Origin of the sequence: Marinoscillum pacificum (assembly GCF_024714495.1) — a bacterium.
Lineage (GTDB): Bacteria > Bacteroidota > Bacteroidia > Cytophagales > Cyclobacteriaceae > Marinoscillum > Marinoscillum pacificum.
The window spans coordinates 112,993-131,274 of sequence record NZ_JAMZMJ010000008.1 but is presented as its reverse complement, the minus strand read 5'-3'; the positions used below and the strand labels follow the sequence as shown (position 1 = coordinate 131,274).

Genomic DNA, 18,282 nt, shown 5'->3' with positions numbered 1-18,282 from the left:
AAGTAAAACATGACAGTAGAAACTCACCGCCAGATGGCGGATTTTATTTGGGATATATGCAACCTCCTCAGAGGCCCCTACAAACGCAATGAATACAGGAAAGTAATCTTACCGCTAACAGTACTTAGAAGGTTTGATTGCATCCTTGCACCAACCAAGCAAGCCACCTTGGAGCGTTACAGCCAGTACAAAGGCAAATCACAAAGTATCGTAGATGCTAAAGTACAAGAGGTAACAGGCGTTAAATTCTACAACTTGTCGAAACTGGACTTTCAAAGGCTTTTGGATGATGCCAACCAGATTGCTCCGAACCTCAATAGCTACATCAACAACTTCTCCCCCAATGTTCGGGAAATCTTCGTAAGATTTGAATTTGAGGATGAAATCCGAAAGATGGCTGAAAAGAACATTCTTTATCAGGTTATCAAGAAATTCTCGACCATCGACCTGTCACCAGGCAGGATCGATAACCTCCAAATGGGTTACATCTTTGAGGAACTCATTAGGATCGGAGCTGAACAGTCCAATGAAGAGGCCGGAGAGCACTTCACTCCTCGAGAGGTCATCAAGTTGATGGTTGATCTTTTACTGTCACCTGAAGACGACTTGGCTCAGAGTTTTAAAGTGAAAATGATCTATGACCCGGCTTGTGGAACCGGAGGTATGCTTTCTGAAGCAGAGCAATACATCAAACAACTCAATGAAGACGCCCAACCTCATCTATTTGGACAGGACTGGAACGATGAGGCCTGGGCTATTTGCCGCTCGGACATGTTGATCAAAGGACATGATGAAGAAAAGATTAAACTTGGAGACAGCTTCACCAAAGATGCGTTCCCCTCCGAAAGGTTTGATTACATGCTAGCCAACCCTCCTTTCGGGGTTTCCTGGAAGCAGCAAGAAAAATACATCAAACGAGAAGCCGAATCTCTCGGATATAATGGTCGATTTGGAGCAGGATTACCAAGGGTCAATGACGGAGCATTACTGTTTCTACAACACATGGTGTCAAAGATGAGACCAGTGAATGAAGACGGTAGTAGGATTGCTATAGTTTTTAATGGTTCCCCACTCTTTACCGGTGATGCCGGAGGTGGAGAGTCAGAAATACGCAGATGGATCATCGAAAATGACTGGCTGGATGCCATTGTCGCCCTACCAGATCAGCTATTCTACAATACTGGAATTTCCACCTATATCTGGATTGTGACCAACCGAAAGAGTAAAACCCGTAAAGGCAAAATTCAATTGATCGATGGTCGTAATTTCTGGATTCAAATGAAAAAGAGTCTTGGAAATAAGCGAAAGCAAATTGGCGATGGAGAAGAAAACCGACCCAATCAGATAGCTGAAATCACAGGCATTTATGATCGCTTTCAGAATGACGAAAAAGCCAAATTCACCATTGATGGCAAAGAAAAAGAATTGCCTGTGAGCAAGGTCTTCGACAATGAAGACTTTGGCTACAACAAAATTACCGTAGAGCGTCCGCTAAGACTAAACTTCCAGGCCACTGCCGAGCGGATTGCCCTACTAGATGGTATTAGCTCATTTCAAAACATTGCTAGCAGCAATAAGAAAGATGAAAATGTGCGCTTGAAGGAAATAGAAGCCGGAGAACAACGCCAACAGGCAATCAAAGACATGCTCAAGGACTTTGGTAAAGCACACAACGAGAAGTTGTACAACGACCGCAAAAGCTTTTTACTTGATCTGAGGGAAGTGGACAAGAAAAAAGAAATGAAGCTCAACGCTTCTGAACTAAAAGCCATCTTAGAGGCACTAAGTGAACGGGACGAAACAGCCGAGATATGCAGGGATAAAAAAGGCGACCCGGAACCCGATCCACAACTAAGGGATACCGAAATGATCCCACTCAAAGAAAGCATTCAGACCTACTTTGAAAGAGAAGTGCTACCCCATGTACCCGATGCATGGATAGACCACTCCAAAACCAAAGTGGGTTATGAGATTCCTTTAAACAAACACTTCTTTCAATATGAACCCCCAAGAGATTTGGAATTGATCGAAGAGGAGCTAAAGGATTTGGAGAAGGACATTTTAGGATTATTGAAAGAAGTAACTGATTCTGAATCTATTTAAAATGGGTATAGATAAATACAATAGCTACACCGAAAGTGGTGTCGAATGGATTGGAGAAATACCCAGTCATTGGAGTATTAAACGGCTTAAATTTTTAACCAAAGAAAGTTTAAAGTACGGAGCAAATGTTCCGGCAGAATTAATCGAACCTGGCTTCCCGCGATATGTAAGAATTACAGATGTTGATACTAATGGCAATTTAAAAGATGAAACCTTTCGTTCACTAGAGCCAGAAATTGCACAACCATACTTGCTTCAAGAAGGTGATATTCTGTTGGCAAGAAGTGGAGCAACCGTAGGGAAATCATTTATATATAAGGATTCGTGGGGTCAATCTGCATACGCAGGTTACCTCATTAGGGCTCGAATTAATACGAAAAAGTACGACCCTCAATTCCTTTACTATACGACCAAGTCTAATGGGTATGCTCAATGGATTGAATCAATTACAATTCAAGCCACCATCCAAAATGTAAGTGCTGAGAAATACGCTTCTCTATATTTCTCAATTCCTCCCTCTGTAGTAGAACAACAATCCATCGCCAACTTCCTGGATAAAGAAGTCTCCCGACTGGACACGCTTATAGAGAAGAAACAACAGTTCATTGAAAGACTAAAGGAAAAGCGACTGGCAGTAATCACCAATGCCGTCACCAAGGGGATTGATCCCACAGTGGAATTAAAGCCAAGTGGGATTGAATGGCTCGGAGATATTCCGAAGCATTGGGAGGTAAAAAAGCTAAAGTACATTTTTCAAAACCTAAACTTTCGAAGAATTCCCTTAGCAGGTGAAGACAGAGCCTCATTGGAAAAAGTTTATCCTTATTATGGAGCATCAGGAATAATTGATTTTGTTGATAACTATCTATTTGATGAAGCACATATTCTAGTTGCAGAGGATGGTGCCAATTTATATTCAAGGAGTACTCCATTAGCCTTCATTGCAACTGGGAAATATTGGGTAAATAACCATGCGCACATATTGAAGCATAAATATGGAAACATTGAATTCTGGGAATGGCTATTGCAAATATTTGAATATTACCCACTCATAACTGGCTCTGCACAACCAAAGTTGACATCTGACAGATTAATGTCAATTCAAGTTCCTGTACCTCCGGATACTGAGCAAGACAGCATAATAACTTTAACAAAGCCAGAAATTAGCCAAATAGATAATCTAATTAATAAAACAGGTGAAACGGTACGAAAACTTCAAGAATATAAAACCGCTCTGATATCTGCAGCGGTAACCGGTAAAATCAAAGTCACAGAACCGTCATGAACACCATTTACATAGATTCATTTGAAAAGTACTTAAAAGAGATCGAGGAAGTCACTGTACCCAGACCTTATTTCAGAGGACAAGCCAAAAGGGTTTCCGATGGCTTTGTTTTGGTTCCTTCCCTTGGCAGGCCGGATTTTAAAGTACCCAAGCGGTTATCAGATCTCTTTGATTTCGAGTGCCGGGTATTAGACACATTTGCAAATCATGTGATAGGCCATGTGAACCACATTCCCAGAAACGACTGGGAAATGCTGGCTCTAGCCCAACATCATGGACTTCCTACCCGCTTTATGGACTGGACCACCAACCCTTTGGTTGCCTTATACTTTGCTTGTAGAAATGCCATTAACGGGTCAGACAGTGCAGTTTATATTTTGACTAAGCCAGTGAAGAAATACAGTGATTTCCTGAGGTATGAGGAGAATAAACATCGTGACATCTTACCAGTTGGTGACTCTATGACAGAAAAAGTACATGATTTTGAAGAAGAAGACCCTTATGATGAATATGAACTTGGTAGTTTAAGTGAGAAGAGCGATTTGGACCTTGCCATGATGTCTAATCTTCAAACGATGCTAAGAGATGCATATGAATCAGAAAAACAATCAAGAGATAAAAGTGTAGCCAAATCAAGTGAATTAACAAAAGAAGAGGTTGCATCCCCTTTTGACATTAGCGAAAACATCATTTACGACCCTGCGCACGTATCGCCAAGGATAAGGGCACAAGATGGAGTGCTTTTAGCCTGCCACCGGCCTTTGACTCCTATAGATGAAGATGACTATATAGAGTATGTGATCGAACACAAAAAAGACAACCACAGGAAGATATGTAAGCAGTTGGAGCAATATGGTGTATTTGACAAGCAATTGTTTCCTGATCTGGACGGCATGGCCAAGTGGCTGAAATATAAAGAATTTGAAAACGGACTATGAAAGCAACAGCAGAACAAGCCTTTGAAGCCTACATAGAGGAAGTCCTCCTCACGCAAGGTGGTTGGACACAAGGAACGAATAAAGAATTTGATCGAAAGCATGGATTCTTCACAGATCGTGTCCTTTCCTTTATCCAGTCCAGTCAGCAGGAGCTTTATCAGCAAATGCTAAAACTTCACGGTCAAGAATTGGACACTAAAATCCTTGACACGCTGGTTAAAGAAAGGAACCTGAAAGGAACACTTCACATCTTGCGGCACGGATTCAAGTTCTTCGGCAAGACCTTTCAAATGGCTTATTTCAAACCTGCCCATCAGCTCAACCCCGAGATTCTAGAACGCTATCAAAAAAACCAATTGACAGTAACCCGTCAGGTTCCTTGTCATACGTCTAGACATGATACTATGGATCTGGTTTTTTCAATTAATGGCCTTCCGGTAGCTACCTGCGAATTAAAGAATCCTGCAACAGGTCAGAATTGGAAAAATGCGGTAGCTCAATATCGAAAAGATAGGGATTGGAGGATGCCACTCTTCAAATTCAAATCGGGTGCAGTGGTACACTTTGCTGCCGATACGGATGAAGTTCACATGTCTACCCATCTGAGAGGTGAAAAAACATTTTTTCTGCCCTTCAACAGAGGAAGCCATCCTGGAGAAATTCAATGTGGTGCAGGAAACCCACAACATCCCTCAGGTCATCGTACGGGTTATTTCTGGGAAGAAGTCCTTCAGCATGACAGCTTTTTGGAGATCATCGGTAGCTTCATGTTCATTGAAACAAAAGAAGAAACCACAACAGATGAATATGGGGTAAAAAAGAAATATACCAAGGAAACTGTCATCTTCCCCCGATACCATCAATTGGATGTCGTTAGGGAATTAATTAAGACATCAAGAGATGAAGGCACAGGCCACAATTACCTGATCCAACATTCAGCCGGTAGTGGCAAAACAAACAGTATTTCATGGCTTTCACATCGTTTAGCCAGCCTGCATACAGATGATGATCAAAAGGTTTTTGATTGCGTAGTGGTTATCACAGACCGAAAAGTCCTTGATAGACAACTACAGGATGCGATTTATCAAATCGAGCATGCTCAGGGTGTTGTTAAAGCCATAGATCAAAATTCTCAACAGTTGGCAGAAGCCCTAGTTGACGGGACTAAAATTGTTATCACCACACTACAAAAGTTTCCTTTTGTCTTAAAGGGATTGCTCAAAGTGGCAGGAGCTGATAGTTCCGGTAAAGCTACTGAAGATCAGATTGCAACATCAAAAGCCTGGCAAGAAGAAATTGCCAAACGGAATTACGCAATCATTGTAGATGAAGCCCATTCAAGCCAGACAGGAGAAACGGCCAGAGAACTTAAAGAAATATTAGGAGCAGGAACAACAATAGAATCCGAAGAAGCAGAATCCGACTGGGAAGACCGATTGAATCAGGTAATGGAGTCGAGAGGTAAGCAGAAGAATATCAGCTTCTTTGCTTTCACAGCCACTCCTAAAGGAAAAACCTTACAGTTATTCGGTAGAAAAGATGAAGCCATCCATGTATACTCCATGCGCCAAGCCATTCAGGAAGGATTCATTTTAAATGTTCTGGAGAATTATACAACGTTTGATACTTTTTTCAAGCTTGTTAAGGCAATAGATGAAGACCCAGAATTTCCCCAGAAAAAAGCAGCAAAGGCTTTAGGAAAATTCATGGCCTTGCATCCAGTGAATGTGGAACAACGAACTCAGATAATCATCGAACACTTTCGTGCTTCTGTCAAACATCGAATCAATGGGAAAGCTAAGGCTATGCTTGTTACAGGCTCAAGACTCCACGCTGTAAAGTACATGCTTGCTTTTCAGCGATATATTGAACAACGAGGATACGAAGATGTAAGACCAATGGTAGCATTTAGTGGTAAAGTACAAGACCCTGATACAGGACTGGAATACTCGGAACCAGAAATGAATACGGATGTAGTTACCGGCAAGCCCATCAGCGAAAGCCAGCTTCCTGAGAAATTCGATACAGACGATTTTCAGATTCTACTGGTGGCTAACAAGTACCAAACGGGGTTTGATCAACCACTACTCCATACCATGTATGTAGATAAGAGGTTGGATGGTGTTCAGGCTGTTCAAACCCTATCAAGGCTCAACCGGATTAGTCCAGGTAAAGAAACACCCTTTGTTTTGGATTTTGTCAACAGTGCAGAAGACATTTATAAGGCCTTTAAACCTTACTATGACCAAACTTCACTTCAGGAAACAACTGACCCACAGCTGTTAGAAACATTGAAGCATGAATTGAACGCAATGCAGGTATACTATTGGTCAGAGGTGGAAGCATTTGCCCAGGTATTTTACAAAGCCCTGGAAACGCAAAACCCGTCTGATCATGCAAGAATGCAAAAACATATTCAGCCAGCAGTTGACAGATATAAAACGTTAGAAGAAGAGCCTGCCAAGTTGTTCAGAGATAAAGTATCTGCATTTGTCAAGTCTTACTCGTTTTTAAGCCAAATCATTCCTTATGCAGATGCAGAGCTTGAAATGCTCTACAGTTTTAGCAGGTTTCTACTCCCTCATCTGCCACGAGAAAGGGATTATGAAATCATCAAACCTGAAGATGATGTCAGCCTCCATTACTACCGCATTGAACGAGTTTCAAGTGGCTCAATAGTAATGGAAGAAGGTGAACCCTATGGAGTAAAGGGAATAACAGAAGTAGGCTCGGGCAAATCGAAAGAACCAAAAAAACCTTTATCAGAGATCATTGAGGTACTCAACAATAAGTTTGGTACTGACTTCTCTGAGGAAGACCGCCTGTTCTTTGAACAGATCCGTGAAAAGGCTTCCAAGGATCAAAAGATTATACAGACAGCAGAAGCTAATCCTCTGGATAAGTTTCAGCTTGGTATTAGAAAGGCTATTGAAAACCTGATGATTCAGCGCATGTCCGAAAATGATGATATAGTCTCCAGATACATGGAGGATGTCGAATTTCAGAATGCAGCTTATGGTGTTCTGGCAAAAGAGATATATGAGAAGATCACACAGAAGCCCAAAGGCAATCAATAACTAGCTATTAACTAGAAATTTTTATCAAGTATCTGATTTCAAGAAGTAATTAAAAAATGACTATTCAGGAAGTACATCAAGGAATAAAGCTCGTTTGTGACATTTCAGCTGAAGTGGCCACCTTTTATGAGAATAAAGAAGCATTGGTGTCCAAATTAAATAGTGTTTCCAAGGAAGAATTAGATAAAGTCAATGAGTACTACACGGGGAGATCAGGCGTAATTGTAGATCTAAGAAAAGAAGTCCTTGATTATTTAATACAGGGGAAAGAATTGGATGTTGAAACCTTGGATGGCTTTGTTTCAAAACACAAAAAAGATAAAGAAAGGCAATACCGGTCTTATAAAAACTATTACTCCATTTTCTTTCCAATCATCACATTCTATGGACACAACCCTGCTAGAGAGTTTATTGAGAGTTTCATTCATGAAATAATAGAGAAAAGCGGAGTATCGGAAAAAGTAAAATCCATTTATATGGATTTCCAGGGCGCTCGTCAACAGGGTAGTGATAGATTATGGCTAGCCATATATAACCGTGGACAGGAAACTCAATCAACCGGACTTCAAATGTTTGTCGATTTCTATCACGGCAAAGTAAAGTATGGCATTTATAAACATAAGGATCAACAATATTTGAAGGGGCCAATAGAAAGTGGATCTGAAGATTTTGATTTTAAAGAGATGATTGAGTTTTTTTCGGACAACCGAGACTTGATTCTAAATGACAGCCCGCAAACCAGCAAACTCCTATCTATTCCTTTGAAAGAGCACAAACTTTTCAAAATTTCTCATGGACACTTCAAGGCTAAAACAAGTAAAGAAATAATTGAAAGCTTTAAGAAAAATCACTGGATTGTTGTTCATGAGCACACAGGTAAGAACCAAGCTGATATTTTTAAAAATGAACTGGAAGAGGGTGACTATGTATACATTACCATTGGTGGAAATGAATTAATAGCCATTGCTCAAGTCAAAGAGGGATCTTGGAGTTATGTACCTGAAGATATTACAAATCAAGACGGTTGGATTTATCGAGAGGTAGAATACATCCGATCAGCAATAAATAGTAATCCTAGTTCATTGCGAAACAAACAGGAGTTGATTTACCCAAGTGGCAATAGTACCATTACACAAATTAAACCTTTCAAACTTGATGAAGTAAATGACGCTCTTTTCAGACCTTATTTTGGGATTGAATTTATTGCAGGTTCAAATCAAACTCAAACAACAGACCTTCCTAATACTGGTCCACGAAATATAATCCTATATGGCCCTCCCGGCACTGGAAAAACCTACACTACCATTGACAAAGCCATTGAAATTGCGACAGGACTTGAAGTAGAAAAAGAAACTAGAAAGGATACATTTAAAAGCTTGAGAGAGTCTGGACAAGTTGAATTTATCACGTTCCACCAAAACTATTCGTATGAAGATTTCATTGCCGGAATACGCCCTGACATCACGAATGATCAATTGAGGTTTATTCCATACAAGGGCATATTTTATCAGCTAGCAAAAAGGGCCTCTGATAATTATTTCAACTCCTCCAAGTCGGCAAAAAAAGGGAGGAGTTTCTCGGAAGTTTTCACTGAAATCATGGAACCTATAAACCTAAAAGGTGAAAGTATAAAAATCGAAATGGCTTCTGGTATTCATTACAGTATTACTGATTTAAGTGAATACAGCATTGCATTTACAAAACCAAATGGTAAATCAGAACACACATTAAGTATAAAAACTCTTGAAGATATAGTGAATGGCACACGTCAGTTTACCACTGGATTAGGTCCTTATTACAACCCTTTGGCCGACTTAATTCGCAAAAAAAGAAAAGAGGGTAATGAAGTCCAGGTTCAGGAAATCAAAAAAAACTTTGTGCTAATTATTGATGAAATCAATAGAGCCAATATTTCGAGAGTTTTTGGTGAATTGATCACTTTATTGGAAGAAGACAAAAGAATAGATGCAGATAATGAGCTTCTTATAACATTGCCAAATGGAGAAAAAGGATTTGGTATACCGCCAAACTTATATCTCATTGGAACAATGAACACTGCGGATAAATCCATTGCTCATCTTGATGTTGCCTTAAGAAGAAGATTTCAGTTTATTGGATTTTATCCTGATTATGATGTCTTAGAACATACTGATTCAGAATTACTTAAACACATTAATAAGAGAATTTTTGATCATAAAAAGTCAGCCGACTTTCTCATCGGGCATGGATATTTTATGACAGATACTGATACAGCCGATATTCTGAAAAATAAAGTAATACCACTGCTCATGGAGTATTTCAATTCTAAATCTGATTTGGTAGAAGAGATATTTAGAGATAGTGGTTGGAATGTCTCATATGACTATGAGCGATTTAAGTGGTCAGTACAATCCATCTCAGAATGATCACATTATTCGAACACTCTCCTTATGTCTCAATATCCGACAGAGTCGGTCTAGAAAAATATTTAAAAAATATTTGGGCTGAATATAAAGCATTATGGTCTGACATTTCAGATGAAAATGAGGGATCAAATTATCAACCTTTTTTCTCCTTCGATGGATTGACCGCCAGTGCGAGAAACTATGTTGGCTTTGTCAACTTTGGCAATGATTTCATTGAAGTCTATCCTAAAATTTTCAAACACACTACGTCAATTGACAAAGCACTAATGCAGCGTCATTTGCTTTATTGGCTACAAATATGCAAGAAAGTAAAGTTCCCATTCAACCTGAATAAATTAACAGGTATCGACTCAGATTATTTTCCTGAGATCCTGATTTACTTAATACTCAAGCAATTTCACGATACTCTCCTTTCTGAACCATATTGGTCATATGAAGAAGTGAATGAACAGCTATATTCTCCTAGAGGTCGAATCAATTTCAACCGGTACGCAAAATCCGTATCTATAGGTCAACACTACTTAATTGATTGTGATCATGAACCTTTTGTTTTCAATAACAAAATCAATCGGATCATTAAATACTGCACCAAGTTATTAGCTCAAAAAACTTCGATTTCAGAGAATTTAAACCTTGCATCTGAAATTGACCACCTGTTAGATGAAGTGGATTCTATTAGGTTTACTAGTGCCGACTTAGAGAATATCCATCTATCTGTGATGTTTGATTCTTACAACGACATATTAGATACTTGCAGATTTATACTACTTAACCAATCTTATTCAAGTGATCAAAATGATCTTAGCACATGGAGTCTACTACTTCCCATGGAGATTATTTTTGAAGACTTTATAGCACGATTTATAGAGAAAAAATTTTCATCAGATTATGAGGTTCAAATACAGAAATCAGACCTTTACCTTCACAATAACCCCAGAACATTTAATATTCAGCATGATATACTTCTCATAAATCGTGAAACCGGTAAAAAGCTAATTATCGATACAAAGTACAAGCCTCGTTGGAATTCTTTAGAGCTGGATAATAAAAAAGGTGTATCGCAATCTGATATGTACCAAATGATTAGTTACGCATACAGACGTGGTGTACAAAATGTTTTATTGATTTACCCTAATTCTAGCAGTCAGCTGCATGATGATTTTACGTTTGTTGTTCCGAGAGAAACAAATCCTGATGATAAAATAAATATAAGCCTAATTGATATCCCTTTTTGGTCACTAGATGGACCTGAAACTATTGATAATCCACTATACAAGAAACTACGATATTCTTTTAGTAAGTTGACAAGTCAAATTTCAAATTAAGAAGCAAATCCCCTCAATTTTTCATCATGAATTTGAAGTTAGTGAAATCTGAATTTCCCATAAAAACAAGTGTATTGACACACTGATTTATGATCTCCATATAATGTCTTTATTCGTCTCCATCATAACTTTCGTTTGAGAAGGTGCTTCTGGCTTAAAAAGAGAGGGTGGAATGTGGCTAGTAGTTATTAGAACTATGCTGTTCATTAATTTCGAAATGAAAATCCAGTAATTCCCTAGGGTGGACCCCTAGAGCATTTGCAAATCTTGATAACTCACTCGCACTGAAATTACTCACGGCATTAATCACCCTACCAACTTGGCGTGTTTCTGTGACTCCCATCCTTTTTGCCAACATTTCATGTGTCAGTTTCTTTTCTATTCGAATCTCGTCAATTCTTTGACCTATTTTCATTAAGAAAGATTGATCCCTATAATTAGCCACGAAGCTAAGATTGGGCAAATACTTTAAAATTATTAGGACACATTTGTCCTGTTCTAAAGTTTTTTCATATCTTTATACAAAGAACGAGTTAAAGCCACAACTGAGTATAGAATTCGTTCTGGGTTATTGTTAATTTGCGAATCTTAAAGAAATTCAAAGCATTCGCACTTAGTTGTCTCGTCTTAGAAAACTGGTAAATTTCATTAGACACGAGATAATAAGTGAGGTGCTCACGCCTTTGGCGTGGGCCTGCTTATTCGTGTCCAGGTATACCAGTACCTCTAAGACGGTAAGTTAGGTTCCACGCCATCCTTTTTTCTGGCCGGTCCCTGGCTTATCCTTTGGAGACTTTCCATATAACACCATGCATAGGAAAGTGCCCACATATCGCTCACTCACACAGCTTAGACCAGATCTTAGCTTCAGCACCCTGTTACATCAGGGGCGCCACTTCGCCGTGAGCTTGGTCAATGGCGTCCTGAGGCTCTCGAAGGGCAACTTGCATTGTGCACTTCATTCATTCCTTAATTTCGGAAGAGAACTCCAGTCACTAATCACCGTTCACTGGCACACTGATCACCGATCTACTGGTCACCGGCCAACTGGTTACCGATTACTGACTACCCTGTACTATATACCCTATACAATGTACTCAGTACTCACTACCAAAGAAATCCTCTTCCCTCTCAAACCCAAAAACCCAGTCTGATATTAAAAAAGGACATGCCTTGAAGATATTTTGAAAAGGGACTGACCTTGAAATCAATTGATCTATAGAATGGGCGTAGGATCGGCCTTGAATAAATGCCGCTCTGAAATTCAGATTCTTGATAATTATGGTTGAATCCACTGTCTGACCGCAGGGACCGGGTCGCCGGTGCGATTTGGATTCAATTGCACGAATAAATCTGAATTTCCGGCATGAATTCACAGCCTTGACTTCTTTGGTTACTTTCTGTACGGTCCGCCGCTGCGGTCAAGACAGAAAGTAACAGAAAAGCCCTCTTCATACACATCCCCAAATCCCTGACACATCTCATTCATCATGAATCGGTAGGAGAGGAGTGAGGTGAACCATCAATCAGCTAAAGACCTTGTGATCAGCGGTGAACCACATAAGGTCCAAAAGCAGACAGGGAGAGCCATGCCTAAATTTTACCTCTAATCAAATTCCCCTTTAGGGGTTAGGGGTAAAAGTAAGGCGGGGAGTGTACTTATCCTCCTCCTAAACTAGGAGGAGGTGTCTTGAGGTACGAAAAGACGGAGGAGGTCTTGAATCTGTCTCTATTGATAACAAAATTCAATTGGTGCACGACTAGTGGTGCACGGCAACGGTCCGACGTTTCGGTGGCGCACGGCCAGTGGCACCCCTTTAGGGGCTGGGGGTAGTACATCCAATTCACATGTATAACATAAGACAATAACAATATGAAAAAATCAAGACATAAATCCCCCACCAGAAACACACCCAAAAGGAACTTAATGAAATAAAGTATTGCCAGCGTTAAAGACTAAAAAAGGACCGCCCTTAAGAAATTAGGATATTAAGGATCGGCCTTGAAATCAATGCGATTAGTAGAACCAACTATGAAGCGGTTAAGAAAGGTTTAGTGTTTGAACGAAGTGACCGGGTCGCCGGTGCGATTTAAACATTTCCAGCGGAGGAGTTGGGTATACCGCAGTTGATTTCACAGTGCGAACGGCTAGTTCTTGACTTTTGCTCCACTTTTTGTGCGACCGGCTAGGTCAAGAAAAAGTGGAAAGGAAGATTGCTCTATTAGTATCACAAAGCTTTAGCAGTAGCGACAAAAACAGAATACCAACTACCAAACACATGAAAAACCTCATACCAATCATCATCACATTCTCCATATTCAGCATCATCATACTGGTCACAGTAGGTTTCCAATCCTGCCAGGATGGAATATCTGTGACAGAATTAAAACCACTCACCGTAGGTGACCAAATGCCAGCTATGAGTACCACCATCAGCATCAACGCACTAGACAATAGAGAAACGCTAAAGACCTCAAGTGACAAGCTGATTATCCTGGAGTTCATCGATACCCACTGTAGTGTAAGCCGTGAGTCTATTCCTCACCTTCAGCGACTGCAGCAAACATTCAATGACGACCTGACCATATTACTGATTACAAAACAAAGAGATTCACTGGTAAGGTCACTCTCTTCGAATTTAGGTTGGTCGTTACCAATTATTACTGAAGACACTACGCTTAGTCAGCTATTCCCCTACCTCACCGTCCCTCATCAGGTATGGATCAAAAACAAAAGGATTGAAGCAATTACTAATTGGGAATATGCCAATGAAGTCAATATAAGTAAACTATTAGCTGGTAATTCAGTCAAAACCACCTTTAAAAATGATGACTTCATTGACTTCTCAAAATCACTCACACAGAATGGCATCAGTCCATATTATCAATCCGAAATTACTCCGCCTATCAACTATGGTTCAGGTACCAGAATAGAGCAACGACAATTCACCTTATTCAATTCAGACATAAGAGAGTTGTACCGATATGCATTCAATAGGCCTTCCTCTCCTCATTATGCTTATGTGATCTCTGAAGCTAGTGATTCTTTAAGTCGGTTAATCAAAGGACCGGAAGGTCAAATTACAGGACATTACCAGTTGGATAGCATGTTGCTTTTATGGCGTGACAGATACACATTTTGCTATGGTTATACCTGTTCGCAAGGTACTGAAATCCAACAATCGATTTTGCGAACTAAAATGACACAAGACCTTAACTATTTTTTTGCTGATTATATGGGAATCACAGGAGCTCTCGAAAAAAGAAAGGTTAAATGTCTCACACTGGTAAATACTGACTATCAAGTCAGGTACCGATCTGGTGGTGACTCACCATCATTAACCAATAACAGTTCACATTACAAAATCATCAACAAGCCAATTAAGATCCTAATTCGCCAAATAGCATACCAGCATGATGAATTAGGCATGCCGATAATCAATGCTACTGGATTTACAGGCAACATAGATCTGGAGATTAAAGGGGGGCTCAAAGATTTAAAAACAGTAAACCAGGGACTTGCTGACTATGGGCTCCAATTCGTGGAGCAGGATCACGAAATCGAAGTAGTCGTCCTCAGAGAAACTTCCCACAAACTAGCAAATCTATGAACCATCGACTAGAAACTTTCCCGAATCCGCTCTCCCCATATTCAAGGGGCGGTTCGGCGGTCCGAAGATGCCGTAAGGCAGAGGGGGTTCAACACACCAACTCAAAAACCTAAAACCAATATACCTATGAAACACTTTTTACCATTATTAACGTTAAGTATCACTTTGCTATTGGCAAATAGTATTCGCCCAGTTTATGCAAGTGTCCGATCCGAATTGCACTCTCCTATTTTATGGGAAGTTATAATAGATAATAGTTATCTCAACAAAGAGGATTTACTAAATCCAATTGCAGAATCTTCTCCCCATTTTCAAGGGGCGGTCCGACGATTCGGAGATATAGAGGGGGTTCAAATAACGGGCACCATTACAGATCCTGAAGGCTCCCCCATTCCGGGCGTCAACATCGTAGAAAAAGGCACTTCCAATGGTGTCATTACCGACATGGAAGGCAACTATAGAATTACTGTTTCCTCAGAAAATGCAATCCTGATCCTCTCATTTATTGGATACAAAACAGTAGAAGTACCAATAGCACGACAAACCACCATTGATTTGGTCATGGAAGAAGATCTCCAGCAATTAAATGCTGTAGAGATTTACTCCACAGGTTACCAGCAGCTACCTCCTGAGCGTGCCACCGGTTCCTTTGCCTTCGTTGATCAGGAGCTGATCAAAAGATCGACCAGCACGGACATCATTTCCAGACTGGAAAGTGTAACACCCGGTTTGCTTTTCGATAAGAGGGGAGCAGGTGATGATACAGGAATGGATCAGCGCAACCTGCGAATCAGAGGAGTAAACAGCATCGAGTCAGACAACAGTCCCTTGATTGTCGTTGACAACTTTCCGTATGAAGGAAATATCAACAACATCAACCCGAATGACGTAGAAAGCATTACTGTCTTGAGAGATGCCGCTGCAGCATCAATCTGGGGAGCTCGTGCTGCCAACGGAGTTATTGTAATTACACTCAAGCAAGGGAAGAAAAACCAGCCGCTAACAATATCCTTCAGCTCCAATGTTACGGTGGGAGATCGTCCTGACCTTAATTATTCTCCTGAATTCATTCCCTCACAGGAGTTCATCGGTCTTGAAAAGGAGCTTTTTAGTAGGGGATTTTATAATAGTGATGAAAACAGCTCCTCAAAACCAGCTCTTTCACCAGTGGTAGAACTACTAATCAAAGAAAGGGATGGTCAGATAACATCCGAAGAGCTGGACGAAGCATTGACACAGCTCGGTCAGTATGATGTTCGCGATCAGGCAGAGAAGTACTTCTATCGCAAAAGCTTTCTCCAGCAACATGCATTCAATATCCGTGGTGGTGGTGACAAGACTCAGCACTATGTATCAGCAGGATATGATAAAAACATGACCAACGTTGAGGGGAACGACCTTCAGCGCATCACCCTGGTTTCAAACAATACGTATTCCCCTTCTGAATCCTTTCAAATCAGCTTAGGAATTAATATTTCCAATCAACAGCAAAACAATAACGGGCTTCGATGGGGTAGCCCTGGCACAGAATTACCTTATAACCGGTTTGCTGATCAGAATGGCAACTGGCTTCCTGTTGTAAATACTCTTCGTACAACCTACACAGAAGAAATGACTGAAAATGGCCTACTGGATTGGCAGTACAGGCCATTGCAGGAGATAAGCTTGACCAATTCAAAAACTAAATCAACAAGCCAACGCGTGGATGCCGGGTTGAGCTATCGGATGATAGATAATTTGAAACTAGAGGCAAAATATCAGTATCAGCAGACCAGTTCACACGCGCGATCTTTGCAGGATCAGGATAGTTACTACATAAGGGATCGTGTGAACCGTTTCACACAGGCTGATGGTTCTCGCATCTTTCCTCTAGGGGACATATTGACCGAACGCTTTGATCAGCAGCTATCCCACTCTGGTAGAATTCAACTCAATTATGATCAAACCATCAACCGTCACTCCATTCAAGGCCTTGCTGGTGCAGAGATCAGGCAGGTACATGCTTCTGGAAATGGGCTGCAACTATTTGGATATGATGATAAAGTTTTGACTTTCAACTCACAACTGGACTATACTACGAGGTACCCTGTTTATCCAAGAGGAACTTCTTATTTGCCACGTCCTGCCAATACAATCAATGACTTAACAGATAGATATTTGTCCTACTTTGGCAATGCGTCCTACACCTTCAATCTCCGCTATCGGCTATCGGCCAGTGCCAGGTATGATGCCTCTAATTTATTTGGTGTGAAGACCAATCAGAAAGGAATTCCTTTATGGTCGACTGGCATAAGCTGGGATCTATCTGACGAACCATTTTACGACGTGTCAGTCCTTCCATACCTTCGTCTGAGGGCCACGTATGGGTACAATGGCAACATCAACAAATCAGTCACTGCTTACCCTACGGCAGCATACTCCACCGATTGGTACACCAACTTGCCAATACTATACCTTCGTACTCCAGGCAATCCACAACTCCGGTGGGAAAAAGTAGCCATAACCAATTTTGGTGTGGATTTTGAATTCAAGAATCAACGACTCTCAGGCACCATTGAATACTTTAAAAAACATGGAAAAGACATTATTGGTGAGGTACCTCTGGATCCCACAACCGGAGCAATGTTGGGCTCAAACTTGTCAAACAAGGTCAATTATGCCGAAACCATGACAAGAGGCATGGATGTTCAACTCAAGTCCATAAATATCGATCAGGATTTTCAATGGAACACGAATGTAATTTTCAGCTTTGCCTCCAATAAGATTCTCAACTACTACGATGAATCCACTACATACAGCATGATCAGGGCCGGTACGGCGCAGAACCGTTCCATGCTTCCTCAGCAGGGAAAATCCATTGATGGACTGTACAGCGTTCCCTGGTGGGGCCTTGATCCGGAGACAGGTGATCCTTTAGTGGAAATGAATGGTGAACTGGTAAAAGAATACCGGGAGTATACTCAAAACCTAACCTTTAAAGACCTTATATACCATGGAGTGAACGTGGCACCACTTTACGGTGCAGTCAGAAATAACATGAGCTGGAAAGAGTGGGCACTAAGTGTCAATATCAGCTGGAAGGCCAACTACTATTTTAGAAAAAGTGGACTCAATTATGATAACCTTTTTGATGATCAGGCAATGCATAGAGACTTTTTGGATAGATGGCAACAGCCAGGTGATGAAGCACATACCAATGTTCCTTCCATGCCAGAGCAAGCAAATGCTTACCGGGATTTTGTTTACACGGGATCAGAACTGATGATTGAAAAAGGGGATCATATCCGCCTGGAGGACATCAATATTGGATACACCTTTTCTCAGAATGCATCACCATGGTTACCATTGAAGGAGCTAAGAGTATTTGCCTATGCGCGCAATCTGGGCATCCTGTGGCAAGCAAGTAAGTCCGGTCTCGATCCCGATTACCCCAATGCTTCGTACCGAACACCAAGAACCTATTCCATCGGCCTCAATGCTACATTTTAGTTCTCCTCGCTAGACTTTTCTTCCCTTGGGGAGGTGCCTGAAAGGCGGA

At 40.7% G+C, this 18,282-nt stretch carries 9 protein-coding genes; 8 read left to right on the top strand and 1 reads right to left on the bottom strand.

Annotation, left to right across the window (positions count from 1 at the left end; translation table 11 throughout):
* Positions 1-9 precede the first annotated feature (9 nt).
* Genes NXS00_RS17865 through NXS00_RS17840 form a run of 6 tightly spaced genes read left to right on the top strand, consistent with a single transcriptional unit; the run spans position 10 to position 11,133 of the window.
* Positions 10-2,103 (top strand): type I restriction-modification system subunit M, encoded by a 2,094-nt coding sequence (locus NXS00_RS17865; RefSeq protein ID WP_258100622.1) that lies wholly within the window; start codon positions 10-12, stop codon positions 2,101-2,103.
* A gap of 1 nt (position 2,104) precedes the next feature.
* On the top strand, positions 2,105-3,388 hold the full coding sequence (locus NXS00_RS17860) for a restriction endonuclease subunit S (protein WP_258100621.1): 1,284 nt from the start codon (positions 2,105-2,107) through the stop codon (positions 3,386-3,388).
* Positions 3,385-4,326 carry an FRG domain-containing protein gene (locus NXS00_RS17855; protein ID WP_258100620.1) on the top strand — a complete coding sequence of 314 codons (942 nt, stop codon included), beginning with the start codon at positions 3,385-3,387 and terminating at the stop codon, positions 4,324-4,326. The genes NXS00_RS17860 and NXS00_RS17855 overlap by 4 nt, the downstream gene beginning before the upstream one ends.
* Positions 4,323-7,403 carry a type I restriction endonuclease subunit R gene (locus NXS00_RS17850; protein WP_258100619.1) on the top strand — a complete coding sequence of 1,027 codons (3,081 nt, stop codon included), beginning with the start codon at positions 4,323-4,325 and terminating at the stop codon, positions 7,401-7,403. The genes NXS00_RS17855 and NXS00_RS17850 overlap by 4 nt, the downstream gene beginning before the upstream one ends.
* Positions 7,404-7,459: 56 nt before the next feature.
* Positions 7,460-9,808 (top strand): McrB family protein, encoded by a 2,349-nt coding sequence (locus NXS00_RS17845; protein WP_258100618.1) that lies wholly within the window; start codon positions 7,460-7,462, stop codon positions 9,806-9,808.
* On the top strand, positions 9,805-11,133 hold the full coding sequence (locus NXS00_RS17840; protein WP_258100617.1) for an McrC family protein: 1,329 nt from the start codon (positions 9,805-9,807) through the stop codon (positions 11,131-11,133). The genes NXS00_RS17845 and NXS00_RS17840 overlap by 4 nt, the downstream gene beginning before the upstream one ends.
* A gap of 178 nt (positions 11,134-11,311) precedes the next feature.
* On the opposite strand, the gene NXS00_RS26960 is transcribed toward NXS00_RS17840, so the two are convergent.
* Complete coding sequence (locus NXS00_RS26960; protein ID WP_373418672.1) at positions 11,312-11,548, bottom strand: helix-turn-helix domain-containing protein; 237 nt, start codon at positions 11,546-11,548, stop codon at positions 11,312-11,314.
* A 1,864-nt stretch (positions 11,549-13,412) separates the two neighbouring features.
* Between NXS00_RS26960 and NXS00_RS17835 the strand changes: the two genes are divergently transcribed.
* On the top strand, positions 13,413-14,744 hold the full coding sequence (locus tag NXS00_RS17835; RefSeq protein WP_258100616.1) for a TlpA family protein disulfide reductase: 1,332 nt from the start codon (positions 13,413-13,415) through the stop codon (positions 14,742-14,744).
* Positions 14,745-14,870: 126 nt separating this feature from the next.
* Positions 14,871-18,233, top strand: a complete 3,363-nt coding sequence (locus NXS00_RS17830) for a SusC/RagA family TonB-linked outer membrane protein (RefSeq protein WP_258100615.1) — start codon at positions 14,871-14,873, stop codon at positions 18,231-18,233.
* Positions 18,234-18,282: the final 49 nt, after the last annotated feature.